Source organism: Pseudomonas sp. H2_A10, from assembly GCF_054680085.1.
In genome coordinates, this window is the sequence record NZ_CP162821.1 from 1,786,494 (window position 1) to 1,810,035 (window position 23,542).

The 23,542-nt window shown below is 57.6% G+C and carries 20 protein-coding genes and 2 tRNA genes; 21 read left to right on the top strand and 1 reads right to left on the bottom strand.

All coding sequences use genetic code 11. The features are described from left to right. The first annotated feature begins 198 nt into the window (after positions 1 to 198). From dnaJ to AB4O23_RS08265, 6 genes are all read left to right on the top strand, one after another. Positions 199 to 1,323, top strand: a complete 1,125-nt coding sequence (gene dnaJ / locus AB4O23_RS08240; protein WP_460069913.1) for a molecular chaperone DnaJ — start codon at positions 199 to 201, stop codon at positions 1,321 to 1,323. A 10-nt stretch (positions 1,324 to 1,333) separates the two neighbouring features. Then, positions 1,334 to 2,140, top strand: a complete 807-nt coding sequence (dapB, locus tag AB4O23_RS08245; protein ID WP_065876785.1) for a 4-hydroxy-tetrahydrodipicolinate reductase — start codon at positions 1,334 to 1,336, stop codon at positions 2,138 to 2,140. Between the two features lie 259 nt (positions 2,141 to 2,399). Continuing rightward, positions 2,400 to 3,536, top strand: coding sequence for a glutamine-hydrolyzing carbamoyl-phosphate synthase small subunit (carA, locus tag AB4O23_RS08250; RefSeq protein WP_065876786.1), 1,137 nt, complete (start codon positions 2,400 to 2,402; stop codon positions 3,534 to 3,536). Positions 3,537 to 3,641: 105 nt separating this feature from the next. Further along, positions 3,642 to 6,863: a carbamoyl-phosphate synthase large subunit gene (carB, locus tag AB4O23_RS08255; RefSeq protein WP_460105828.1), complete on the top strand. Its 3,222-nt coding sequence runs from the start codon at positions 3,642 to 3,644 to the stop codon at positions 6,861 to 6,863. After that, the gene (gene greA / locus AB4O23_RS08260; RefSeq protein ID WP_017528797.1) at positions 6,860 to 7,336 is read left to right on the top strand and encodes a transcription elongation factor GreA; all 477 of its coding nucleotides are present in this window, start codon (positions 6,860 to 6,862) and stop codon (positions 7,334 to 7,336) included. Before carB ends, greA begins: the two co-directional genes overlap by 4 nt. Positions 7,337 to 7,364: 28 nt before the next feature. Further along, a complete protein-coding gene (locus AB4O23_RS08265) occupies positions 7,365 to 7,769 on the top strand; it encodes an MFS transporter (protein ID WP_068935257.1) in 405 nt (134 codons plus the stop codon). Between the two features lie 9 nt (positions 7,770 to 7,778). On the opposite strand, the gene yhbY is transcribed toward AB4O23_RS08265, so the two are convergent. Next, positions 7,779 to 8,087: a ribosome assembly RNA-binding protein YhbY gene (yhbY, locus tag AB4O23_RS08270; RefSeq protein WP_017528795.1), complete on the bottom strand. Its 309-nt coding sequence runs from the start codon at positions 8,085 to 8,087 to the stop codon at positions 7,779 to 7,781. Positions 8,088 to 8,192: 105 nt separating this feature from the next. On the opposite strand from yhbY, the gene rlmE reads away from it, so the two are divergent. The 15 genes from rlmE (at position 8,193) to pnp (ending at position 23,503) form a co-directional block, all read left to right on the top strand. Beyond that, on the top strand, positions 8,193 to 8,843 hold the full coding sequence (gene rlmE, locus AB4O23_RS08275) for a 23S rRNA (uridine(2552)-2'-O)-methyltransferase RlmE (protein WP_017528794.1): 651 nt from the start codon (positions 8,193 to 8,195) through the stop codon (positions 8,841 to 8,843). 200 nt (positions 8,844 to 9,043) lie between these two features. Continuing rightward, complete coding sequence (gene ftsH, locus AB4O23_RS08280) at positions 9,044 to 10,954, top strand: ATP-dependent zinc metalloprotease FtsH (protein ID WP_032883474.1); 1,911 nt, start codon at positions 9,044 to 9,046, stop codon at positions 10,952 to 10,954. A gap of 8 nt (positions 10,955 to 10,962) precedes the next feature. Continuing rightward, on the top strand, positions 10,963 to 11,814 hold the full coding sequence (gene folP, locus AB4O23_RS08285) for a dihydropteroate synthase (RefSeq protein WP_068935259.1): 852 nt from the start codon (positions 10,963 to 10,965) through the stop codon (positions 11,812 to 11,814). 16 nt (positions 11,815 to 11,830) lie between these two features. Beyond that, positions 11,831 to 13,168: a phosphoglucosamine mutase gene (glmM, locus tag AB4O23_RS08290; protein ID WP_017528791.1), complete on the top strand. Its 1,338-nt coding sequence runs from the start codon at positions 11,831 to 11,833 to the stop codon at positions 13,166 to 13,168. A 66-nt stretch (positions 13,169 to 13,234) separates the two neighbouring features. Beyond that, positions 13,235 to 13,990: a triose-phosphate isomerase gene (tpiA, locus tag AB4O23_RS08295; protein WP_015885920.1), complete on the top strand. Its 756-nt coding sequence runs from the start codon at positions 13,235 to 13,237 to the stop codon at positions 13,988 to 13,990. Positions 13,991 to 13,994: 4 nt separating this feature from the next. After that, positions 13,995 to 14,378, top strand: a complete 384-nt coding sequence (gene secG / locus AB4O23_RS08300) for a preprotein translocase subunit SecG (protein ID WP_003235031.1) — start codon at positions 13,995 to 13,997, stop codon at positions 14,376 to 14,378. Positions 14,379 to 14,400: 22 nt separating this feature from the next. Next, positions 14,401 to 14,486, top strand: a tRNA-Leu gene (locus AB4O23_RS08305). Positions 14,487 to 14,582: 96 nt separating this feature from the next. Continuing rightward, positions 14,583 to 14,659 (top strand) — tRNA-Met (locus tag AB4O23_RS08310). A 140-nt stretch (positions 14,660 to 14,799) separates the two neighbouring features. Then, positions 14,800 to 15,258: a ribosome maturation factor RimP gene (rimP, locus tag AB4O23_RS08315; RefSeq protein WP_032865935.1), complete on the top strand. Its 459-nt coding sequence runs from the start codon at positions 14,800 to 14,802 to the stop codon at positions 15,256 to 15,258. Between the two features lie 47 nt (positions 15,259 to 15,305). Then, complete coding sequence (nusA, locus tag AB4O23_RS08320) at positions 15,306 to 16,787, top strand: transcription termination factor NusA (RefSeq protein WP_017528790.1); 1,482 nt, start codon at positions 15,306 to 15,308, stop codon at positions 16,785 to 16,787. Positions 16,788 to 16,814: 27 nt separating this feature from the next. Beyond that, on the top strand, positions 16,815 to 19,340 hold the full coding sequence (infB, locus tag AB4O23_RS08325; protein WP_017528789.1) for a translation initiation factor IF-2: 2,526 nt from the start codon (positions 16,815 to 16,817) through the stop codon (positions 19,338 to 19,340). Between the two features lie 159 nt (positions 19,341 to 19,499). Then, entirely contained in the window at positions 19,500 to 19,895 is a 396-nt protein-coding gene (gene rbfA, locus AB4O23_RS08330) for a 30S ribosome-binding factor RbfA (protein WP_460062849.1), read from the top strand. A gap of 3 nt (positions 19,896 to 19,898) precedes the next feature. After that, entirely contained in the window at positions 19,899 to 20,816 is a 918-nt protein-coding gene (gene truB, locus AB4O23_RS08335) for a tRNA pseudouridine(55) synthase TruB (protein ID WP_003176136.1), read from the top strand. 115 nt (positions 20,817 to 20,931) lie between these two features. After that, the gene (gene rpsO, locus AB4O23_RS08340) at positions 20,932 to 21,201 is read left to right on the top strand and encodes a 30S ribosomal protein S15 (RefSeq protein WP_003177875.1); all 270 of its coding nucleotides are present in this window, start codon (positions 20,932 to 20,934) and stop codon (positions 21,199 to 21,201) included. A 196-nt stretch (positions 21,202 to 21,397) separates the two neighbouring features. Beyond that, the gene (gene pnp, locus AB4O23_RS08345; protein WP_017528788.1) at positions 21,398 to 23,503 is read left to right on the top strand and encodes a polyribonucleotide nucleotidyltransferase; all 2,106 of its coding nucleotides are present in this window, start codon (positions 21,398 to 21,400) and stop codon (positions 23,501 to 23,503) included. Positions 23,504 to 23,542: the final 39 nt, after the last annotated feature.

Here is a 23,542-nt window from a genome sequence, read left to right on the forward strand (position 1 = left end):
GATGCTGGCGGTGTGATCGGGAATGCTCCTGCTTTCCGAGCAATAAATACCGCTTTTTTGGCCGGGTCCCTGGCTAAAAGCAGTAATGTCCAGGATCGTTGAATTGACGTGAGTTGGGTCCGGGCCTGTATTGGGGCTCAACGAGTTTGGCGAGGCTCAGGAGGGTCTGGCTGAACGTCCTTAAGAGTGCAAAGACTTATGGCAAAGCGTGACTATTACGAAGTATTGGGTGTGGAGCGTGGCTCCAGCGAGGCGGACCTGAAAAAGGCTTACCGTCGCCTGGCGATGAAGCATCACCCAGACCGTAATCCGGATAGCAAAGAATCCGAAGAAATGTTCAAGGAGGCCAACGAGGCCTACGAATGCCTGTCTGATCCCAACAAACGTGCGGCCTACGACCAGTATGGCCATGCTGGTGTCGATCCAAGCATGGGCGGCGGCGGTGCCGGTTTTGGTGGTCAGAATTTCTCCGATATTTTTGGCGATGTATTCAGCGACTTCTTCGGTGGTGGTCGGGGTGGCCAGCGTGGTGGCGCCCAGCGTGGCAGCGACTTGCGCTACACCCTTGAGCTGAACCTGGAAGAAGCCGTGCGCGGTACCAGCGTCAATATCCGTGTGCCGACGCTGGTGAACTGCAAGCCGTGCGACGGTTCGGGTGCCAAAAAAGGCTCCGCGCCGATTACGTGTCCGACCTGTGGCGGTATTGGCCAGGTGCGGATGCAGCAGGGCTTCTTCTCGGTGCAGCAGACCTGCCCGCGCTGCCATGGCCAGGGCAAGATCATTTCCGATCCGTGCGACTCCTGCCACGGCGAAGGTCGTGTCGAAGAGTACAAGACGTTGTCGGTGAAAGTGCCGACCGGCGTGGATACCGGGGATCGTATTCGTCTGTCGGGTGAAGGCGAGGCGGGTGCTCAGGGTGGCCCAACGGGCGACCTGTACGTGGTGATCAATGTGCGCGAGCATTCGATCTTCCAGCGCGACGGCAAGCACCTGTTCTGTGAAGTGCCAATCAGCTTTGTCGATGCGGCCTTGGGTGGCGAGCTGGAGATCCCGACTCTTGATGGTCGCGTGAAGCTCAAGATCCCTGAGGGGACGCAGACCGGCAAGCAGTTCCGTATTCGCGGCAAGGGCGTTGCCCCGGTGCGTGGCGGCGGTGCTGGCGACCTGATGTGTCGGGTGGCGGTGGAGACACCGGTCAATCTGAATCGCCGTCAACGCGAGCTGCTTGAGGAGTTTCGCAGTTCGCTGGAAGGCGACGACACCCATTCGCCGAAAACCACTGGCTTCTTCGAAGGCGTGAAGCGCTTCTTCGGCGACCTGTAAGGAAGTGAGTATGCGACGTATAGCCGTAATGGGTGCCGCCGGGCGCATGGGCAAAACATTGGTCGAGGCGGTGCAGCAGCGCTCGCCGGCCTCGGGGCTGACAGCGGCCATTGTTCGCCCTGGCAGCACGTTGATCGGTGCGGACGCCGGTGAGTTGGCCTCGTTGGGTCGTATCGGGGTGTCGATGTCCGGCAGTCTTGAGCAGGTGGTTGAGGAGTTCGACGTACTGATCGATTTCACCTTGCCCGACGTCATGCTCAAAAATCTTGCATTCTGCCGCAAGGCAGGCAAGGCCATGGTCATTGGTACCACCGGCTTGACGGCTGAGCAAAAGCAATTGCTGGTGGAGGCGGGCAAGGATATCCCTGTCGTCTTCGCCGCCAACTTCAGTATCGGCGTGAACCTGTCGCTCAAGTTGCTGGATATGGCGGCTCGTGTGCTTGGGGATGAAGCGGATATCGAGATCATCGAAACTCATCACCGTCACAAGATCGATGCCCCGTCCGGGACTGCGCTGCGTATGGGAGAAGCGATTGCCGATGCGCTGGGTCGCGACCTGTCGAAGGTGGCGGTGTACGGTCGTGAAGGTCATACCGGCGCACGTGCGCGTGACACCATTGGTTTTGCAACCGTTCGCGGTGGTGATGTGGTGGGTGACCATACCGTGCTGTTCGCCACAGAAGGCGAGCGGCTGGAAATCACTCATAAGGCCTCCAGTCGCATGACATTTGCCAAGGGCGCGGTGCGTGCGGCGCTCTGGTTGGAAGGTCGCGAACCTGGCCTGTACGACATGCGCGATGTGCTGGATTTGCACTAATCAGTAGCTAAAACAGGGCCTCGGGATTATCCTGAGGCCCCGTTTTTACCCGCTAAGCGACGCCCTGTCGCATTCTCCTGCCTTTTAGGCTCTTTAGCGGTGGACCAAAAAAACCTTTTTCTGTAAGCTACAGCTTTAGTGTGTCCACTAAAAGCGCGCAGAATAATTCAGTGAAGAAGCGGGGTGACGTGTCCATACGTCACTCCGCTTTTTTACAACCTGCGATCGCCCTTTCAGGCTTTATTTACGGGAGGTCTTCTTGACTAAGCCAGCCATACTCGCCCTTGCTGATGGCAGCATTTTTCGCGGCGAAGCCATTGGAGCCGACGGTCAGACCGTTGGAGAGGTGGTGTTTAACACCGCCATGACCGGCTATCAGGAAATCCTTACCGATCCTTCCTACGCCCAACAGATTGTTACCCTGACCTATCCGCACATCGGCAACACCGGTACTACGCCGGAAGACGTCGAGTCTGATCGTGTCTGGTCGGCCGGCCTGGTGATCCGTGACTTGCCGCTGGTTGCAAGCAACTGGCGTAACACGATGTCGCTGTCGGACTACCTGAAAGCCAACAACGTTGTGGCGATTGCCGGTATCGATACGCGCCGCCTCACGCGCATCCTGCGTGAAAAAGGCTCGCAGAACGGCTGCATCATGGTCGGCGACGATATTTCCGAAGAGGCGGCGATTGCCGCGGCGCAAGGCTTCCCTGGCCTGAAAGGCATGGACCTGGCGAAAGTCGTCAGCACCAAGGAACAGTACGAGTGGCGCTCCACCGTCTGGGATCTGAAGACTGACAGCCACGCGACCATCGAGTCCGCGGACCTGCCTTACCACGTTGTCGCTTATGACTACGGTGTGAAGTACAACATCCTGCGCATGCTGGTCGAGCGTGGCTGTCGCGTTACCGTGGTGCCGGCGCAAACGCCTGCCAGCGACGTACTGGCCCTGCAGCCGGACGGTGTGTTCCTGTCCAACGGGCCGGGTGACCCGGAACCTTGCGACTATGCCATCCAGGCAATCAAGGAAGTGCTGGAGACCGAGATTCCGGTATTCGGTATCTGCCTCGGCCACCAGTTGCTGGCCCTGGCCTCCGGCGCCAAAACCCTGAAAATGGGTCACGGCCATCATGGTGCCAACCATCCCGTGCAAGACCTGGATACCGGCGTTGTAATGATCACCAGCCAGAACCACGGTTTTGCGGTGGATGAGGCGACTTTGCCGGGCAACGTCCGCGCCATTCACAAGTCGCTGTTCGACGGCTCCCTGCAAGGCATCGAGCGCACCGACAAGAGCGCGTTCAGCTTCCAGGGCCACCCTGAAGCCAGCCCGGGCCCGAACGACGTCGCGCCGCTGTTCGACCGTTTCATCAATGAGATGGCCAAGCGACGCTGAGTGAGCGGCCTGCGGGCGGCCCCGAACCTCGGTGGCCCCCGCTGGCTCTTCAAAGATTGTTCAAGACGGCTTGCCGACTGACCTGCGGATTTGAGTGACAAACCCATGCCAAAACGTACAGACATAAAAAGCATCCTGATTCTCGGCGCTGGCCCGATTGTGATCGGCCAGGCCTGCGAATTCGACTACTCCGGCGCCCAGGCCTGTAAAGCCCTGCGCGAAGAGGGCTACCGCGTCATCCTGGTGAACTCCAACCCGGCCACCATCATGACCGACCCGGACATGGCCGACGCCACCTACATCGAACCGATCAAATGGCAGACCGTTGCCAAGATCATCGAAAAAGAGCGCCCGGACGCGTTGTTGCCAACCATGGGTGGCCAGACTGCCCTGAACTGCGCCCTGGACCTGGAGCGCGAAGGCGTCCTGGAGAAGTTTGGCGTAGAGATGATCGGCGCCAACGCCGATACCATCGACAAAGCTGAAGACCGTTCGCGTTTCGACAAAGCCATGAAGTCCATCGGCCTTGACTGCCCGCGTTCCGGCATCGCCCACAGCATGGAAGAGGCCAACGCGGTTCTCGAAAAACTGGGCTTCCCGTGCATTATCCGTCCGTCCTTCACCATGGGCGGCACCGGCGGTGGCATTGCTTACAACCGTGAAGAGTTCGAAGAAATCTGCGCCCGTGGTCTGGATCTGTCGCCGACCAAAGAGCTGCTGATCGACGAGTCCCTGATCGGCTGGAAAGAGTATGAGATGGAGGTTGTCCGCGACAAAAAGGACAACTGCATCATCGTCTGCTCCATCGAAAACTTCGACCCGATGGGTGTGCACACCGGCGATTCGATCACCGTTGCTCCGGCGCAGACCCTGACGGACAAGGAATACCAGATCATGCGTAACGCCTCGCTGGCGGTATTGCGTGAGATCGGCGTTGAAACCGGTGGTTCCAACGTTCAGTTTGGCATCTGCCCGGATACCGGCCGCATGGTCGTGATCGAGATGAACCCGCGTGTATCGCGTTCTTCGGCGCTTGCCTCGAAAGCTACTGGCTTCCCGATTGCGCGTATCGCTGCCAAGCTGGCTATCGGCTATACCCTGGACGAGCTGCAAAACGAAATCACGGGCGGCGCTACGCCGGCCTCTTTCGAGCCGTCCATCGACTACGTTGTGACCAAGCTGCCGCGCTTTGCCTTCGAGAAATTCGCCAAGGCTGACGCGCGCCTGACCACCCAGATGAAGTCTGTGGGTGAAGTCATGGCCATCGGCCGCACTTTCCAGGAATCCCTGCAGAAAGCCCTGCGTGGCCTGGAAGTGGGCGTTTGCGGTCTGGACGAGAAGCTTGACCTGAGCAACCCGGAGAGCATGAGCGTGCTCAAGCGCGAGCTGACCGTGCCGGGTGCCGAGCGTATCTGGTACGTGGCTGACGCCTTCCGTGCGGGCATGACCGTCGAAGATATCTTTGGCATGAACATGATTGACCCTTGGTTCCTGGTGCAGATCGAAGATCTGATCAAGGAAGAAGAGAAGGTCAAGACCCTAGGTCTGTCGTCTATCGACCGCGACCTGATGTTCCGCCTCAAGCGCAAAGGCTTCTCCGACCAGCGCCTGGCCAAATTGCTGGGTGTGACCGAGAAAAACCTGCGCACGCATCGCCATAAGCTGGATATCTTTCCGGTCTACAAGCGCGTTGACACCTGCGCCGCCGAATTTGCCACCGACACTGCGTACCTTTACTCCACCTACGAGGAAGAGTGCGAAGCCGCACCGTCGGGCCGCGACAAGATCATTATCCTGGGCGGCGGTCCGAACCGTATCGGCCAGGGCATCGAGTTCGACTATTGCTGCGTACACGCCGCGCTTGCGCTGCGCGAAGACGGGTACGAGACCATCATGGTCAACTGCAACCCGGAAACTGTTTCAACTGACTACGACACGTCCGACCGTTTGTATTTCGAGCCGGTAACGCTGGAAGACGTGCTGGAAATCTGTCGCGTCGAGAAGCCTAAAGGCGTGATCGTCCAGTATGGCGGCCAGACACCGCTGAAACTGGCGCGTGCCCTTGAGGCCGCCGGCGTGCCGATCATCGGTACCAGCCCGGATGCAATCGACCGTGCCGAAGACCGTGAGCGCTTCCAGCAGATGGTTGAGCGCCTGAACCTGCGTCAGCCGCCGAACGCCACCGTGCGCAGCGAAGACGAAGCCATCCGTGCAGCCAGCAAGATCGGCTACCCGTTGGTGGTGCGCCCGTCCTACGTACTGGGCGGTCGTGCGATGGAAATCGTCTACGAGGAAGAAGAGCTCAAGCGTTACCTGCGTGATGCGGTGAAAGTATCCAACGACAGCCCGGTGCTGCTGGATCACTTCCTCAACTGTGCTATCGAAATGGACGTAGATGCGGTCTGCGACGGTACCGACGTGGTGATCGGCGCGATCATGCAGCACATCGAGCAGGTCGGTGTTCACTCCGGTGACTCCGCGTGCTCGCTGCCACCTTACTCGCTGCCGCTGCATATCCAGGACGAGATGCGTGAACAGGTCAAGAAGATGGCGCTGGAGTTGGGCGTGGTCGGCCTGATGAACGTACAGTTGGCGCTGCAAGGCGAAGACATCTACGTCATCGAAGTCAACCCGCGCGCTTCGCGTACCGTGCCGTTCGTTTCCAAGTGCATCGGTGTGTCCCTGGCCATGATCGCTGCCCGCGTGATGGCTGGTAAGACCTTGAAGGAAATCGGCTTCACCAAGGAAATCATCCCGAACTTCTACAGCGTGAAAGAGGCGGTGTTCCCATTCGCCAAATTCCCTGGCGTGGACCCGATCCTGGGCCCAGAGATGAAGTCCACCGGTGAAGTGATGGGCGTGGGCGATACCTTTGGCGAGGCGTTCGCCAAGGCTCAGATGGGCGCAAGCGAAGTGCTGCCGACCGGCGGTACCGCGTTCATCAGCGTGCGTGATGACGACAAGCCACTGGTTGCAGGTGTGGCGCGTGATCTGATCAACTTGGGCTTCGAAGTCGTCGCCACTGCCGGGACCGCCAAGCTGATCGAAGCTGCCGGCCTGAAAGTGCGTCGCGTGAACAAGGTAACGGAAGGCCGTCCGCATGTGGTCGACATGATCAAGAATGACGAAGTCACCCTGATCATCAACACCACCGAAGGTCGCCAGTCGATCGCGGACTCCTACTCCATTCGTCGTAACGCCCTGCAGCACAAGATTTACTGCACCACCACCATTGCTGCTGGCGAAGCTATCTGCGAAGCGCTCAAGTTCGGTCCGGAAAAGACCGTGCGTCGCTTGCAGGATCTACACGCAGGATTGAAGGCATGACCAAATACCCAATGACAGTCCAGGGCTTCAAGGCGCTGGAAGAGGAGCACGCTCATCTGACCAAGGTCGTACGTCCAAAGCTGAGCCAGGACATCGGTACGGCCCGCGAGCTGGGTGACTTAAAGGAAAACGCCGAATACCACGCTGCTCGCGAGCAGCAAGGTATGGTCGAGGCGCGGATCCGTGACATCGAAGGCCGCCTGCAAAATTCGGTGGTGATTGATGTGACGACCATTCCTCGCACCGGCAAGGTGATTTTCGGTACTACCGTGGAAATCGCCAACGTTGAGACTGACGAAAGCGTTGTCTACCACATCGTTGGAGAGGATGAAGCTGACTTCAAGCTCGGCAAGATCTCTGTGGGTTCACCGCTGGCCCGCGCCTTGATTGCCAAGGAAGAGGGTGATGTGGTGGCCGTCAAGACGCCTGGCGGCGTGATCGAGTACGAGATCGTTGAAGTTCGTCACATCTGAAAGGCGGCGCCCGCTTCGTGCGGGCGCCATGCTTTGGCAGCTTGTCCAGATGTTGTGGGTGGGCGGCCTTTGGCTGCTGCACATCGGTGTATTGCCGGCGCTGGGTCTGATAGGCCTGGCTCCGCTGCTCATCGATGAAATCGATGGATTGCTGAGCGGGTTGCTGGTGGGTTTTTCGGCGGCGTGCGTGACGATCCAGGCATTGGTGCTGGTCAAGGCTGAAGGCTTGGGGAGTTTGTGGCGGGATATTCGCGGCCAACTGCTGTTGATGGCGCTGTATGCATGCGCATTGTTTTGCGTATTGCATGTGTGGGTGCCGGAAGCGTTGCGCTGGCAGTTATTCAGCTATCTTGTGCTAGGGTTCTCTGGCTTGGTGCTGATTATGCAGCCTGCACCGGGGTGGAGTGGCGGGGCGCGCGAAGCACGCCCTTGACCCTTTTCATCACTTGAAGCGATGGACGTTCGACAATTGCTTATTGGCGCTGAAATTCTTGCGATACAGCAGCGCCATCTTGCCGATGACTTGAACCAAGTCTGCCTTGCCCACCTTGCACAGTTCTGCAACGGCGGCCAGGCGCGCTTCGCGATCAAGGATATTGACCTTGATCTTGATCAGTTCATGATCATTGAGTGCGCGTTCAAATTCGGCTAACACACCTTCAGTCAAACCGTTGTCTGCCACAATCAGAACTGGTTTCAGATGGTGGCCAATGGATTTGTACTGTTTCTTCTGCTCTTGAGTGAGCGGCATAATCTGACCCCTGCGTCTGATCTTGTAAAAAGCGGCGGCCAGTTTACCCGAGCGAGTCCGGGACCGCCCAGTTAATCACGACCCGTTTTATTTTCGAGGTGGCCCGTGGCCCGTTCCAAAACCAGCCTTAAGTGGCTACAAGAGCATTTCAACGATCCTTACGTCAAAAAGGCGCAAAAGGATGGTTACCGTTCCCGGGCCAGCTACAAGCTGCTGGAGCTGCAGGACAAGGACAAATTGTTTCGCCCCGGCATGAGCGTGATAGACCTGGGCGCTGCGCCGGGTGGCTGGTCCCAGGTGGCCAGTCGTCTGATTGGTGGGCAAGGTCGGTTGATCGCTTCCGATATCCTGGAGATGGACAGCATCCCCGATGTGACCTTCGTGCACGGCGATTTTACCCAGGATGCCGTTCTGGCCGAGATCCTGGAGGCTGTGGGAAATTCACAGGTTGACCTTGTGATTTCCGACATGGCCCCCAATATGAGTGGATTACCGGCTGTTGATATGCCGCGAGCCATGTTCCTTTGCGAGCTGGCGCTGGACCTGGCCGGGCGGGTATTGCGTCCGGGTGGGGATTTCCTGGTCAAGGTCTTCCAAGGGGAAGGCTTCGACGAATATCACAAGAACATCCGCAAGCTGTTCGACAAGGTTCAGATGCGTAAGCCGGACTCTTCCCGAGACCGCTCGCGCGAGCAATACCTGTTGGCGCGGGGGTACCGCGGCATCGAAGGTGCCGCCAGTGATGAGCGTCTTTGAAGGTTTGAAGGGAGTCGATAGGTTTTTTTATATCGCTTTCGTCACGAAGCTTTACGAATATTGTGTAGTCAAAGTTTCACAAAGGGTTACAGACGGCGCCTGCCAGAGTTGTAGGTAATGTAGTAAGTTAGGCCGGTGAATATCATGCGAAGCACGCGCCAGTAGCGGAGCTTGCTTCAGAGGGTAGTTAATTGAACGATATGGCAAAGAATCTGATCCTGTGGTTGATCATCGCGGCTGTCCTTGTGACGGTGATGAACAACTTCTCCAGCCCTAACGAGCCACAGACCCTCAACTATTCCGACTTCATCCAGCAAGTCAAGGATGGCAAGGTAGAGCGCGTGACGGTCGATGGCGCGGTTATCACCGGCAAGCGCAACGATGGCGATGGCTTCAAGACCATTCGCCCGAATATCCCAGACAATGGCTTGATCGGCGACCTGGTGGATAACCACGTGGTTGTCGAGGGCAAGCAGCCTGAGCAGCAGAGCATCTGGACTCAACTGCTTGTAGCCAGCTTTCCTATCCTGGTGATTATTGCTGTGTTCATGTTCTTCATGCGCCAGATGCAAGGCGGTGCTGGAGGCAAGGGCGGGCCGATGAGCTTTGGCAAGAGTAAGGCGCGCCTGCTCTCCGAAGATCAGGTAAAGACTACCCTGGCGGACGTTGCCGGTTGCGACGAAGCCAAGGAGGAAGTCGGCGAACTGGTCGAGTTCCTGCGCGATCCAGGCAAGTTCCAGCGTCTGGGCGGTCGTATTCCCCGTGGCGTACTGATGGTTGGACCTCCGGGTACCGGTAAAACCTTGCTGGCCAAGGCGATTGCCGGCGAGGCCAAGGTGCCGTTCTTCACTATTTCCGGTTCTGACTTCGTAGAAATGTTTGTCGGTGTGGGCGCCAGCCGTGTTCGCGATATGTTCGAGCAGGCCAAGAAGCATGCTCCCTGCATCATTTTTATCGACGAAATCGATGCCGTAGGTCGCCATCGTGGCGCCGGCATGGGTGGCGGTCATGATGAGCGTGAGCAGACTCTCAACCAGTTGCTGGTCGAGATGGATGGCTTCGAAATGAATGACGGCATCATCGTTATTGCCGCAACCAACCGACCAGACGTACTGGACCCGGCGTTGCTGCGTCCAGGCCGTTTCGACCGGCAGGTCGTGGTGGGCTTGCCAGATATTCGTGGGCGTGAGCAGATTTTGAAAGTGCACATGCGCAAAGTGCCAATGGGTGATGACGTAGCCCCAGCGGTGATTGCGCGGGGTACGCCAGGCTTCTCTGGTGCTGACCTGGCCAACCTGGTGAACGAAGCGTCGCTGTTTGCTGCCCGTACCGGCAAGCGCATCGTTGAGATGAAGGAGTTCGAGCTGGCTAAAGACAAGATCATGATGGGCGCTGAGCGTAAATCCATGGTCATGTCTGAAAAAGAGAAGCAGAACACTGCTTATCATGAGGCGGGTCATGCCATTGTCGGTCGCGTAGTGCCTGAGCACGATCCGGTCTACAAAGTGTCGATCATTCCTCGTGGTCGGGCGCTGGGTGTCACCATGTTTCTGCCGGAAGAAGATCGTTACAGCCTCTCCAAGCGTGCGCTGATCAGCCAAATCTGTTCTTTGTATGGCGGTCGTATCGCTGAAGAGATGACCTTGGGTTTCGACGGCGTAACCACCGGCGCTTCCAACGACATCATGCGGGCCAGTCAGATTGCACGAAATATGGTGACGAAATGGGGCTTGTCGGAAAAGCTGGGCCCTCTGATGTATGCTGAGGAAGAAGGTGAAGTGTTCTTGGGGCGTGGCGGTGGCGGTCAGAGTGCCAGCTTCTCCGGTGAAACAGCCAAGCTGATCGACTCCGAAGTGCGCAGCATCATTGACCAGTGCTATGGCACGGCCAAGCAGATCCTGACCGATAACCGCGACAAGCTGGACGCAATGGCTGATGCGCTGATGAAGTACGAAACCATAGATGCCGATCAGATCGATGACATCATGGCGGGTCGCGAGCCTCGTGAGCCTCGCGATTGGGAAGGCGGTTCGGGCACTTCTGGCACCCCGCCAGTCGTTCAGAATGAGCGGCCTGAAACCCCTATCGGCGGCCCGGCAGCTGATCACTAAGGTTTGAAATGACTTCTGTGTTGTCCTCCACCCGGTTGCCTTGCGGCAACCGGGTTCTTGATTTGGCCCATACGCATGTCATGGGCATTCTCAATGTAACCCCCGATTCCTTTTCCGATGGTGGCCGCTTCAGCCAGTTGGATGCCGCGTTGCGTCATGCCGAGGCGATGATGAACGCTGGCGCGACCTTGATTGATGTCGGTGGTGAGTCCACCCGGCCGGGCGCTCGCGTAGTTTCTCCTGTGGAGGAGCTTGAGCGAGTGGCTCCAATAGTAGAGCTTATCGCCCGTGAGCTGGATGTGATCATCTCGGTTGATACATCGACGCCTGCCGTGATGCACGAAACGGCGCGTCTGGGGGCGGGGCTGATCAATGATGTGCGTTCCCTTCAGCGTGACGGCGCCTTGGATGCGGCTGCGGCTACCGGCTTGCCCGTGTGCCTTATGCATATGCTGGGAGAGCCCGGCAATATGCAGGACAGTCCGCACTATGATGATCTCGTTGGTGAAGTAAGTGGGTTTCTTGCTGAAAGGATGACTCAATGTGCCAGCGTAGGAATTGCGCCGGAGAAAATCATCCTTGATCCCGGATTTGGTTTCGCCAAGACCCTGCAACATAACTTAAGCCTGTTCAAGCATATGGAATCCCTGCATGCCCTTGGTCGGCCTTTGTTGGTCGGTGTTTCGCGCAAGAGCATGATAGGGCTCGCGTTGAATCGCCCGGTGGGTGAGCGGCTGTACGGTGGTCTTGCACTGGCAGCGCTTGCGATGACCAAGGGCGCGCGTATTTTGCGTGTACATGACGTCGCCGAAACCGTGGATGTGGTGCGCATGCTTGCCGCAGTAGAATCAGCCGAATAAGAATGATGGAGCACTTATGACTAAAAAATACTTTGGCACCGACGGTATCCGTGGTCGGGTCGGCGAATTTCCGATTACTCCTGATTTTATGCTCAAGCTGGGTTGGGCGGCAGGCATGGCGTTCCGCAGCATGGGCGCTTGCCGCATCCTGGTGGGCAAGGACACCCGAATTTCGGGATACATGTTTGAGTCCGCGCTGGAGGCTGGTCTGTCTGCCGCAGGTGCTGATGTGATGTTGCTGGGGCCAATGCCGACACCGGCGATCGCTTACCTGACGCGTACCTTTCACGCTGAAGCCGGTATCGTGATCAGCGCCTCGCACAACCCTCATGATGACAATGGCATCAAGTTCTTCTCGGGGCAGGGCACCAAGCTGCCGGACGAAATCGAGCTGATGATCGAAGAGCTGCTGGATGCGCCGATGACGGTGGTTGAGTCCAGTAAATTGGGCAAGGTGTCGCGTATTAATGACGCGTCCGGCCGCTATATCGAATTCTGCAAGAGCAGTGTGCCAACCAGCACCAACTTCGCAGGCCTGAAAGTCGTGGTGGACTGTGCTCATGGCGCCACCTACAAAGTGGCGCCAAGCGTATTCAGAGAATTGGGTGCGGATGTGACGGTGCTGTCGGCCCAGCCAAACGGGTTGAACATCAACGAAAACTGCGGTTCCACCCATATGGAGCAGTTGCAGGCAGCCGTGCTTGCTGAGCATGCCGATCTGGGTATCGCCTTCGATGGTGACGGTGATCGTGTCTTGATGGTCGATCATACGGGTGCAGTGGTCGATGGTGACGACCTGTTGTTTATCATTGCTCGCGATTTGCATGAGCGTAACAAGCTGCAAGGTGGTGTCGTCGGGACGCTGATGAGCAATCTCGGTCTCGAGTTGGCGCTGGCAGACCTGGGTATTCCCTTTGTGCGCGCCAATGTCGGTGACCGTTATGTCATTGCCGAACTGTTGGAGCGTAACTGGCAAGTAGGTGGTGAGAACTCCGGGCATGTCGTGTGCTTCCAGCACACCACCACGGGCGATGCGATTATTGCGGCATTGCAGGTGTTGCTGGCCTTGCGTCGTCGAGACGAGAGCCTGGCCCAGGCGCGTCAGGCGCTGCGTAAATGCCCTCAAGTCTTGCTTAATGTGCGTTTTGCGGGCGGTGAAAACCCGATTGAGCACCCAGCTGTCAAAGAAGCGTGCGAGCGTGTGACCCTGGCAATGGCGGGGCGTGGCCGGGTGCTGTTGCGCAAGTCCGGCACAGAGCCTTTGGTGCGCGTTATGGTCGAGGGTGACGATGAAATACAGGTTCGTGGCCATGCCGAAGACTTGGCAAAACTAGTAACTGAAGTTTGCGTCTGAATTCGGCTTGCCAGTGATGATGTGGTTGGGTAACATCTGCGCCCACTTTGACCGACGAGGTACAGCATGCGTCGCACTATGGTAGCTGGTAACTGGAAGATGCACGGTACCCGCGCCAGTGTCGCTGAGCTGATCAACGGCCTTCGTCACTTGGCCTTGCCTAGCGGTGTTGATATCGCGGTTTTCCCGCCTTGCTTGCATATCACCCAAGTGGTTGATGGCTTGAAAGGTAAGTCGATCCAGGTCGGCGCGCAGAATTCTGCGGTGGAAGCCATGCAAGGTGCCTTGACCGGTGAGATTGCACCGAGTCAGCTGGTTGATGCGGGTTGTTCCTATGTGCTTGTCGGGCACTCCGAGCGCCGTCAGATGATGGGCGAGCGTGATGGGACACTCAATCGCAAGTTCGCAGCGGCACAGGCTTGTGGCTTGATTCCGGTGTTGTGCATAGGGGAAACCCTTGAGCAGCGCGAATCGGGCAAAACTCTTGAGGTTGTCTCGCGTCAGCTTGGCAGCATTATCGAGGAGCTGGGTGTTGGTGCGTTTGCAAAGGCAGTAATTGCTTACGAGCCGGTCTGGGCCATTGGTACCGGGCTGACTGCTACACCACAACAAGCGCAGGATGTGCATGCAGCCATTCGCGCTCAGTTGGCGGCAGAGAATTCTGAAGTCGCACAAGGTGTGCGTCTTCTATACGGCGGCAGCGTGAAGGCGGCCAATGCGGTCGAACTGTTCGGCATGCCGGATATCGATGGGGGGCTCATTGGTGGAGCCTCCCTGAATGCAGATGAGTTCGGTGCGATCTGTCGCGCCGCGGGAAACTGAAAAAATGCTGGAAACAGTCGTAGTCGTTTTTCATCTGTTGGCTGCCCTGGGCGTAGTTGCCCTGGTTTTGTTGCAACAGGGTAAAGGTGCGGATGCTGGTGCGTCTTTCGGTGCAGGTGCTTCAAATACTGTGTTCGGAAGCCAAGGTTCCTCTACCTTTCTTAGTAAGTTTACTGCTATACTTGCCGCCGGTTTCTTCATAACCAGCTTAGGGTTAGGTTACTTTGCTAAAGAGAAAGCTCATGTGCTGACTCAGGCAGGTTTGCCAAACCCAGCAGTGTTGGAAGTACCAAAAGCAAAACCGGCTTCTGATGATGTCCCGGTGCTTCAAGAGCAAAAGTCGGCTACTCCAGCGACTGACGTGCCTCCAGCTCAAGAGCAGAAGTAAGAAGGGTTGTAAACGCTGTATTGCCGAGGTGGTGGAATTGGTAGACACGCAACCTTGAGGTGGTTGTGCCCATAGGGTGTAGGGGTTCGAGTCCCCTTCTCGGTACCAATTATCAGGAGAGCCCGCTGTTGCGGGCTTTCTTGTAGGTGGAAGGTTACATTGACCCTGTAAGGGATCGGTCGTATACTTCCGCCCCAGCTTTGTCGCGGGGTGGAGCAGTCTGGTAGCTCGTCGGGCTCATAACCCGAAGGTCGTCGGTTCAAATCCGGCCCCCGCAACCAGTTTTAGCGGAGCCCCTTTTAAGGGGCTTTTTGTTAGCTGGACACTTTCAACGCCGCTATTCGACGGCGTTTCAAGGATGGGCGTTTCGCCCATTTTTTTATTTTGCACAGCATGCACATACATGCACGAGGGGGTTCAGGTGTCGAGCAAGCTAGAAGAGTTGCAGGCCTTGTTGGCCCCGGTGGTCGTGGCCCTAGGCTATGAATGCTGGGGTATTGAGTTTTCGGCTCAAGGTCGCCACTCAATGTTGCGCGTTTATATCGATAAAGAGGGCGGCGTGCTGGTGGACGATTGTGCCATTGTCAGCCGTCAGATCAGCGGTGTCCTGGATGTTGAAGATCCGATCGCCGTTGAGTACACCCTCGAAGTTTCCTCGCCAGGCATGGAACGCCCACTGTTCACTATTGATCAGTTTGCAAAATTTGCCGGTGAACAAGTGAAGATCAAGCTGCGATCTCCCTTTGAGGGGCGACGCAACTTTCAGGGCCTTCTGCGTGGTGTAGAAGAGCAGGATGTCGTGGTGCAGGTAGAAGACCATGAGTTCCTGTTGCCGATCGATATGATCGACAAGGCCAACATTATTCCCAGTTTTGACTGAGACGCGGATCCCGCGGATCCAATGGCTTGCGAAAGGCGAGGCGTACGATGAGCAAAGAAGTACTGCTGGTTGTTGAGTCGGTATCCAATGAAAAGGGCGTACCGGCAAGCGTGATTTTTGAAGCGTTGGAGCTGGCCCTGGCCACTGCTACCAAGAAACGTTTTGAAGACGAAGTAGATCTGCGTGTGGAAATCAACCGTCACACGGGTGCCTATGAGACTTTCCGTCGTTGGACGGTGGTTGAAGAGGACGATCTTGATGATCCGGCGATCGAGACCTGGCCGAGCAAGGTTGCGCAAACGCACCCGGGCGCCAAGGTGGGTGACGTCGTCGAAGAAAAGATCGAGTCGATCGAATTCGGCCGTATTGCTGCACAGACCGCCAAGCAGGTGATCGTGCAAAAGGTTCGCGAAGCCGAGCGCGCTCAAGTCGTTGACGCCTATCGCGAACGCCTGGGTGAAATCATCTCCGGCACCGTGAAAAAAGTAACTCGCGACAACGTGATCGTTGACCTGGGCAACAACGCTGAGGCGTTGCTGGCTCGCGAAGACATCATCTCTCGCGAAACTTTCCGAGTTGGCGTGCGTCTGCGTGCGCTGCTCAAGGAAATCCGCACCGAGAACCGTGGCCCTCAGTTGATCCTGTCGCGCACTGCGCCGGAAATGCTGATCGAGCTGTTCCGTATCGAAGTGCCGGAAATCGCCGAAGGCCTGATCGAAGTCATGGCTGCGTCCCGCGACCCGGGTTCGCGCGCCAAGATCGCGGTTCGCTCCAAGGACAAACGCATCGACCCGCAAGGCGCGTGCATTGGTATGCGCGGTTCGCGCGTCCAGGCCGTGTCGGGCGAGTTGGGTGGTGAGCGTGTGGACATCGTCCTGTGGGACGATAACCCGGCGCAGTTCGTGATCAACGCCATGTCGCCAGCTGAAGTGGCGGCAATTATCGTTGACGAAGATGCCCATGCGATGGACATCGCCGTTGGCGCAGACAATCTGGCTCAGGCCATTGGTCGTGGTGGTCAGAACGTGCGTCTGGCCAGCCAACTGACCGGTTGGACCCTGAACGTGATGACCGAATCGGACATCCAGGCTAAGCAGCAAGCTGAAACCGGCGACATCCTGCGCAACTTTATCGAAGAGCTTGAAGTCGATGAAGAACTGGCACAGGTGCTGGTGGACGAAGGCTTTACCAGCCTGGAAGAGATTGCCTACGTACCGGTGGAGGAAATGCTCAACATCGACGGCTTTGACGAGGATATCGTCAACGAGCTTCGCGCTCGGGCCAAGGATCGTTTGTTGACCAAAGCCATCGCTACTGAGGAAAAGCTGGCAGACGCCCATCCGGCCGAAGACCTGCTCTCGCTTGAGGGTATGGACAAGGATTTGGCGATGGAACTGGCGGTGCGCGGCGTAATTACCCGCGAAGACCTGGCCGAGCAGTCTATTGACGATCTGCTCGACATCGACGGCATTGACGATGATCGTGCCGGCAAGTTGATCATGGCCGCCCGAGCCCATTGGTTCGAGTAATTAGGCGCGGCCTGAGGAGAGAAGTGCATGACGCAAGTCACGGTGAAACAACTGGCCGATGAGGTCAAAACACCGGTAGAGCGCCTGTTGCAGCAGATGCGTGAGGCAGGTCTGCCGCACACCGCCGCCGATGAAGGTGTGAGCGATAGTGAGAAGCAGTCTTTGCTGACTCACTTGAAGAGCAGCCACAAGGCGAAAGTGGAAGAACCGCGCAAGATTACATTGCAGCGCAAAACCACCAGCACCCTGCGTGTTGCTGGTAGCAAAAGCATCAGCGTTGAAGTACGCAAGAAGAAAGTCTTCGTACAGCGCAGCCCGGAAGAAATCGAAGCCGAGCGCAAACGCGAACTGGAAGAACGTCGCGCAGTAGAAAATGCTGCTCGTCAGAAGGCTGAAGAAGAAGCCAAGCGTCGCGCCGAAGAAGAAGCGCGTCGCCAGCCTGCTGCTGCGCAACCTGCTTCCACTGAAGCGGTCGCCGCGCCCGGCGCTCCTGCAGAGGCTGTACGCGAGGCCGCTCCGGTTGCCGCTGCGCCGGCACCTGCTGCCGATGCGCGCAAGCGCGACGAACCTCGTCGCCCGGACAAACCACGTGCCGACGATAACAATCGTCGTGGCGGTGGTGGCGATGGCGAGCGCAAAAACGCTCCGCATCGTGCGTCGGTCAAAGAAAAAGCGCCCGCACCACGCGTTGCTCCACGTACTACCGACGAAGAAAGCGATGGCTTCCGTCGTGGTGGTCGCGGCAAGGCCAAACTGAAAAAGCGCAACGCCCACGGTTTCCAGAGCCCAACCGGCCCTGTCGTGCGTGATGTGCAGATCGGCGAGACCATCACGGTTGGCGACCTCGCCAACCAGATGTCGGTCAAGGCTGCTGAAATCATCAAGTTCATGTTCAAACTGGGTACTCCAGCGACCATCAACCAGGTGCTTGATCAGGAAACTGCTCAACTGGTAGCCGAAGAGCTGGGCCACAAAGTGACCCTGGTCAGCGACACGGCCCTGGAAGACTCCCTGGCCGAGTCCCTGAAGTTTGAAGGCGAGACGTTCTCTCGTGCGCCAGTTGTGACCGTAATGGGTCACGTTGACCATGGTAAGACATCGCTGCTCGACTATATCCGTCGTGCCAAGGTAGCTGCGGGCGAAGCCGGCGGCATCACCCAGCACATCGGTGCCTACCACGTTGAAACCGAGCGCGGCATGGTCACCTTCCTCGACACCCCAGGTCACGCCGCGTTTACCGCGATGCGTGCCCGTGGTGCCAAGGCGACTGACATTGTGATCCTGGTAGTTGCAGCGGACGACGGCGTGATGCCGCAGACCATTGAAGCTGTCCAGCATGCCAAGGCCGCAGGTGTTCCATTGGTTGTTGCCGTGAACAAGATCGACAAGCCGGGCGCCGATCTGGATCGCATCCGTAGCGAACTGTCGGTTCACGGTGTGACCTCTGAGGAGTGGGGCGGTGATACGCCGTTCGTTTCGGTCTCGGCCAAAGTCGGTACCGGCGTAGACGAGCTGCTCGAAGCGGTCCTGCTGCAAGCTGAAGTACTCGAACTCAAGGCAACCCCATCGGCCCCAGGCCGCGGTGTTGTGGTTGAATCGCGTCTCGACAAAGGTCGTGGCCCGGTTGCTACCGTACTGGTTCAAGACGGTACCCTGCGCCAAGGCGACATGGTTCTGGTCGGTTCGAACTACGGCCGTGTACGTGCCATGCTCGACGAAAACGGTAAGCCGATCAAAGAGGCCGGTCCTTCCATCCCTGTCGAGATCCTCGGCCTGGACGGTACCCCGGACGCTGGCGACGAGATGAGCGTGGTTGCGGACGAGAAGAAAGCCCGTGAAGTGGCTCTGTTCCGTCAAGGCAAGTTCCGCGAAGTCAAACTGGCTCGTGCTCACGCCGGCAAGCTGGAAAATATCTTCGAGAACATGGGTCAGGCAGAGAAGAAGACGCTCAATATCGTCCTCAAATCTGACGTCCGCGGTTCTCTCGAAGCGTTGAACGGCGCCTTGAACGGCCTGGGTAACGACGAAGTGCAAGTGCGTGTGGTGGGTGGCGGTGTCGGTGGTATCACCGAATCCGACGCCAACCTGGCACTGGCTTCGAACGCTGTACTGTTCGGCTTCAACGTGCGTGCCGATGCCGGCGCTCGCAAGATCGTTGAGCAGGAAGGCCTGGATATGCGTTACTACAACGTCATCTACGACATCATCGAAGACGTCAAGAAAGCCCTCACCGGTATGCTTGGCAGCGACGTTCGGGAAAATATCCTGGGTGTTGCCGAGGTGCGTGATGTGTTCCGTTCGCCGAAGTTCGGCGCGATCGCCGGTTGCATGGTTATCGAAGGTGTTGTGCACCGTAACCGTCCAATCCGTGTACTGCGTGAAGACATCGTTATTTTTGAAGGCGAGCTGGAGTCCCTGCGCCGCTTCAAGGATGACGCTTCCGAAGTGCGTGCCGGTATGGAATGCGGTATTGGCGTCAAGAGCTACAACGACGTCAAAGCTGGCGACAAGATCGAAGTGTACGAGAAGGTTCAGGTTGCTCGCAGCCTCTAACTCGCGCACTTCAGGAGCCACGCAGCGTGTGGGCATGCACATGCCCCGCGCCGTGTCAGGACTCTAAACGCAACGCCCGGTCTGGCTTTTGTCAGGCCGGGCGTTTGCCGCTTTCAGACCCCATGGGTTTCACCATGTGGCAGTAACAGGTAACAAGACATGGCAAAAGAATACAGCCGCACCCAACGTATCGGCGATCAGATGCAGCGTGAGCTGGCCCAACTGATCCGTCGCGAAGTCAAAGACCCGCGCGTTGACCTGGTCACCATCACCGCCGTTGAAGTGAGCCGTGACGTGGGTCACGCCAAAATCTTCATCACCGTGATGGGCCAGGACAACAGCGAAGAAATCGCGCAAAGCATCAAGGTGCTCAACTCGGCTGCAGGCTTCCTGCGCATGCAGTTGGCCCGTGAAATGAAGCTGCGCAGCGTGCCTCAGTTGCACTTCCACTACGACGAAAGCGTCGTGCGGGGGGCGCACCTGTCGGCACTGATCGAGCGTGCGGTGGCTGAAGACAGCCAACATCCGTCCACACCTGAAGACGCCAAGGAGTAAGCGGTGGCTCAGGTCAAACGTATCCGTCGCAACGTCAGCGGCATTATTCTGCTCGACAAGCCCATTGGCTTTACCTCCAATGCCGCTTTGCAGAAGGTTCGCTGGCTGCTCAATGCCGAGAAGGCCGGGCACACCGGCAGCCTCGACCCCCTGGCCACCGGTGTGTTGCCGTTGTGCTTTGGCGAAGCTACCAAGTTCTCGCAATACCTGCTCGATTCCGACAAGGGTTACGAAACCCTGATGCAACTGGGCAAGACCACCACCACGGCCGATGCTGAAGGTGACGTCTTGCAGGTTCGCGACGTGACCGTTGGTCGCGCTGATATCGAAGCGGCTTTACCCGCTTTTCGTGGGCAAATCAGCCAGATACCGCCGATGTACTCGGCTCTCAAGCGCGACGGGCAGCCTCTTTACAAGCTGGCACGTGCAGGCGAAGTGGTGGAGCGTGAACCGCGTTCTGTTACTATTGCCCGGCTGGAATTGCTCGCCTGTGAGGGTGACACTGCCCGATTGGCGGTGGACTGCAGCAAAGGCACCTATATCCGTACCCTGGTAGAGGATATTGGTGAGCAACTGGGCTGCGGCGCATACGTTGCCGAACTGCGACGTACACAAGCCGGTCCTTTCACCTTGGCCCAGACGGTCACGCTGGAAGAGTTGGAAGCGGTACACGCCGAAGGCGGCAACGAAGCGGTTGATCGCTTCCTGATGCCTTCGGACAGCGGTTTGCTCGATTGGCCATTGCTGCACTTCTCGGAGCACAGCGCGTTCTACTGGCTCAACGGCCAGCCGGTACGCGCCCCGGATGCCCCGAAGTTCGGCATGGTGCGAGTACAGGATCACAACGGTCGCTTTATCGGTATCGGTGAAGTGAGCGAAGACGGGCGTATCGCGCCGCGTCGACTGATTCGGTCAGAATGACCGAACGAGTGTGGCTGTTAACAGGCACGGTCACTACTCATTTTTAGATACAGGGATTTGTCCCTGGCCTGTTGAAACTGCCCTTTGGGTGGTTTCCTGAAAAAAGGATTGCCTCATGGCTCTCGACGTTCAAGAAAAAGCACAAATCGTAGCTGACTATCAGCAAGCTGTTGGTGACACTGGTTCGCCAGAAGTGCAAGTTGCACTGCTGACCCACAACATCAACAAACTGCAAGGTCACTTCAAGGCCAACGGTAAAGACCACCACTCCCGTCGTGGTCTGATCCGCATGGTAAACCAGCGCCGTAAGCTGCTGGACTACCTGAAAGGCAAGGATCTGGGTCGTTATCAGACTCTGATCGGTCGCCTGGGTCTGCGTCGCTAATCAGCGATTGCGCTAGAGGTTGGTTGTCTGCCGTGTGTCATCGGGATTCCCGTTGGCCCATGGTAGGCTCCCAGCCTCAAGTTTTATCTGGATGCATGTTTTACCCCTGGACAAGGGTTGGGCCGATTCCCGACATTGCCCAAGAATTTCGCAAGAAGACACGTTCCCCCAAGAGCCACAAAGAAGGTAGGACACCGTGAACCCGGTTATCAAAAAATTCCAGTTCGGTCAGTCGACCGTTACCCTCGAGACAGGCCGTATCGCCCGTCAAGCCTCCGGCGCAGTGCTGGTTACCGTTGACGATGACGTGACCGTATTGGTGACCGTTGTTGGCGCCAAGACCGCTGACCCGAGCAAGGGCTTCTTCCCTCTGTCCGTTCACTACCAGGAAAAGACTTACGCTGCCGGTAAGATCCCTGGCGGTTTCTTCAAGCGCGAAGGCCGTCCTTCCGAGAAAGAAACCCTGACTTCCCGACTGATCGACCGTCCGATCCGTCCGCTGTTCCCAGAAGGCTTCATGAACGAAGTGCAGGTTGTCTGCACCGTCGTTTCCACCAGCAAGAAGACTGATCCGGACATCGCTGCGATGATCGGTACTTCGGCGGCCCTGGCCATCTCCGGCATTCCTTTCGATGGCCCGATCGGCGCTGCCCGCGTTGCGTTCCACGAAAGCACTGGTTACCTGCTGAACCCGACTTACGAGCAACTGAAAGCATCGAGCCTGGACATGGTCGTTGCCGGTACCTCGGAAGCCGTCCTGATGGTTGAATCGGAAGCCAAAGAGCTGACCGAAGACCAGATGCTGGGCGCCGTACTGTTTGCCCATGACGAGTTCCAAGCGGTTATCAAGGCTGTCACCGAGCTGGCTGCCGAAGCTGCCAAGCCAACCTGGACCTGGGCTGCTGCCCCGGAAGCCACCGAACTGCTGGGCGCTATCCGCTCCGAGTTCGGCGCTGCCATCTCCGATGCCTACACCATCACCGTCAAGGCCGACCGTTATGCTCGCCTGGGCGAGTTGAAAGACCAGGTTGTAGCCAAACTGTCCGGTGAAGAAGGTCAGCCTTCGGCCAGCGACGTTAAAGCTGCATTCGGTGAAATCGAATACCGCACCGTTCGCGAGAACATCGTTAACGGCAAGCCACGTATCGACGGTCGCGACACCCGCACCGTACGTCCGCTGAACATCGAAGTCGGCGTTCTGCCGAAAACTCACGGTTCGGCACTGTTCACCCGTGGCGAAACTCAGGCTCTGGTAGTCGCGACCCTGGGTACTGCCCGTGACGCACAGCTGCTGGACACCCTGGAAGGCGAGAAAAAAGACCCGTTCATGCTGCACTACAACTTCCCTCCGTTCTCGGTGGGCGAGTGTGGTCGCATGGGCGGTGCTGGTCGTCGCGAAATCGGTCACGGCCGTTTGGCGCGTCGTTCGGTCCAGGCCATGCTGCCTGCCGCTGACGTGTTCCCGTACACCATCCGTGTTGTGTCGGAAATCACCGAGTCCAACGGTTCCAGCTCCATGGCTTCCGTTTGCGGTGCTTCCCTGGCCCTGATGGATGCCGGTGTGCCGATGAAGGCACCGGTTGCCGGTATCGCCATGGGCCTGGTTAAAGAAGGCGAGAAGTTCGCCATCCTGACCGACATCCTGGGTGACGAAGACCACCTGGGCGACATGGACTTCAAAGTAGCCGGTACCGCTAAAGGTGTTACCGCGCTGCAGATGGACATCAAGATCAAGGGCATCACCGAAGAAATCATGGAGATCGCCCTGGGCCAAGCCCTGGAAGCGCGCCTGAACATCCTCGGTCAGATGAACCAGATCATTGGTCAGTCGCGTACCGAGCTGTCGGAAAATGCTCCGACCATGATCGCGATGAAAATCGACACCGACAAAATCCGCGATGTTATCGGTAAAGGCGGCGCGACCATTCGTGCGATCTGTGAAGAGACCAAGGCTTCGATCGACATCGAAGACGACGGCTCGATCAAGATCTTCGGCGAAACCAAGGAAGCGGCTGAAGCAGCACGTCAGCGCGTTCTGGGCATCACCGCTGAAGCCGAAATCGGCAAGATCTACGTTGGTAAGGTTGAGCGCATCGTCGACTTCGGCGCATTCGTCAACATCCTGCCTGGCAAAGACGGTCTGGTTCACATCTCCATGCTGAGCGACGCTCGCGTTGAAAAAGTGACCGATATTCTGAAAGAAGGCCAGGAAGTGGAAGTGCTGGTACTGGACGTGGACAACCGCGGTCGTATCAAGCTGTCCATCAAGGACGTAGCAGCAGCCAAGGCTTCGGGCGTTTAATCACCCCACAGCTCAAGCTGAAAAAAAGGACTCTTCGGA

What these genes read in the sequence shown, in the direction of transcription:
- dnaJ (WP_460069913.1), top strand. Translation starts at nt 199, where the DNA reads ATGGCAAAGCGTGACTATTACGAAGTATTGGGTGTGGAGCGTGGCTCC.
- dapB (WP_065876785.1), top strand. Translation starts at nt 1,334, where the DNA reads ATGCGACGTATAGCCGTAATGGGTGCCGCCGGGCGCATGGGCAAAACA.
- carB (WP_460105828.1), top strand. Translation starts at nt 3,642, where the DNA reads ATGCCAAAACGTACAGACATAAAAAGCATCCTGATTCTCGGCGCTGGC.
- greA (WP_017528797.1), top strand. Translation starts at nt 6,860, where the DNA reads ATGACCAAATACCCAATGACAGTCCAGGGCTTCAAGGCGCTGGAAGAG.
- AB4O23_RS08265 (WP_068935257.1), top strand. Translation starts at nt 7,365, where the DNA reads ATGCTTTGGCAGCTTGTCCAGATGTTGTGGGTGGGCGGCCTTTGGCTG.
- yhbY (WP_017528795.1), bottom strand. Translation starts at nt 8,087, where the DNA reads ATGCCGCTCACTCAAGAGCAGAAGAAACAGTACAAATCCATTGGCCAC.
- ftsH (WP_032883474.1), top strand. Translation starts at nt 9,044, where the DNA reads ATGGCAAAGAATCTGATCCTGTGGTTGATCATCGCGGCTGTCCTTGTG.
- folP (WP_068935259.1), top strand. Translation starts at nt 10,963, where the DNA reads ATGACTTCTGTGTTGTCCTCCACCCGGTTGCCTTGCGGCAACCGGGTT.
- glmM (WP_017528791.1), top strand. Translation starts at nt 11,831, where the DNA reads ATGACTAAAAAATACTTTGGCACCGACGGTATCCGTGGTCGGGTCGGC.
- tpiA (WP_015885920.1), top strand. Translation starts at nt 13,235, where the DNA reads ATGCGTCGCACTATGGTAGCTGGTAACTGGAAGATGCACGGTACCCGC.
- secG (WP_003235031.1), top strand. Translation starts at nt 13,995, where the DNA reads ATGCTGGAAACAGTCGTAGTCGTTTTTCATCTGTTGGCTGCCCTGGGC.
- nusA (WP_017528790.1), top strand. Translation starts at nt 15,306, where the DNA reads ATGAGCAAAGAAGTACTGCTGGTTGTTGAGTCGGTATCCAATGAAAAG.
- infB (WP_017528789.1), top strand. Translation starts at nt 16,815, where the DNA reads ATGACGCAAGTCACGGTGAAACAACTGGCCGATGAGGTCAAAACACCG.
- rbfA (WP_460062849.1), top strand. Translation starts at nt 19,500, where the DNA reads ATGGCAAAAGAATACAGCCGCACCCAACGTATCGGCGATCAGATGCAG.
- rpsO (WP_003177875.1), top strand. Translation starts at nt 20,932, where the DNA reads ATGGCTCTCGACGTTCAAGAAAAAGCACAAATCGTAGCTGACTATCAG.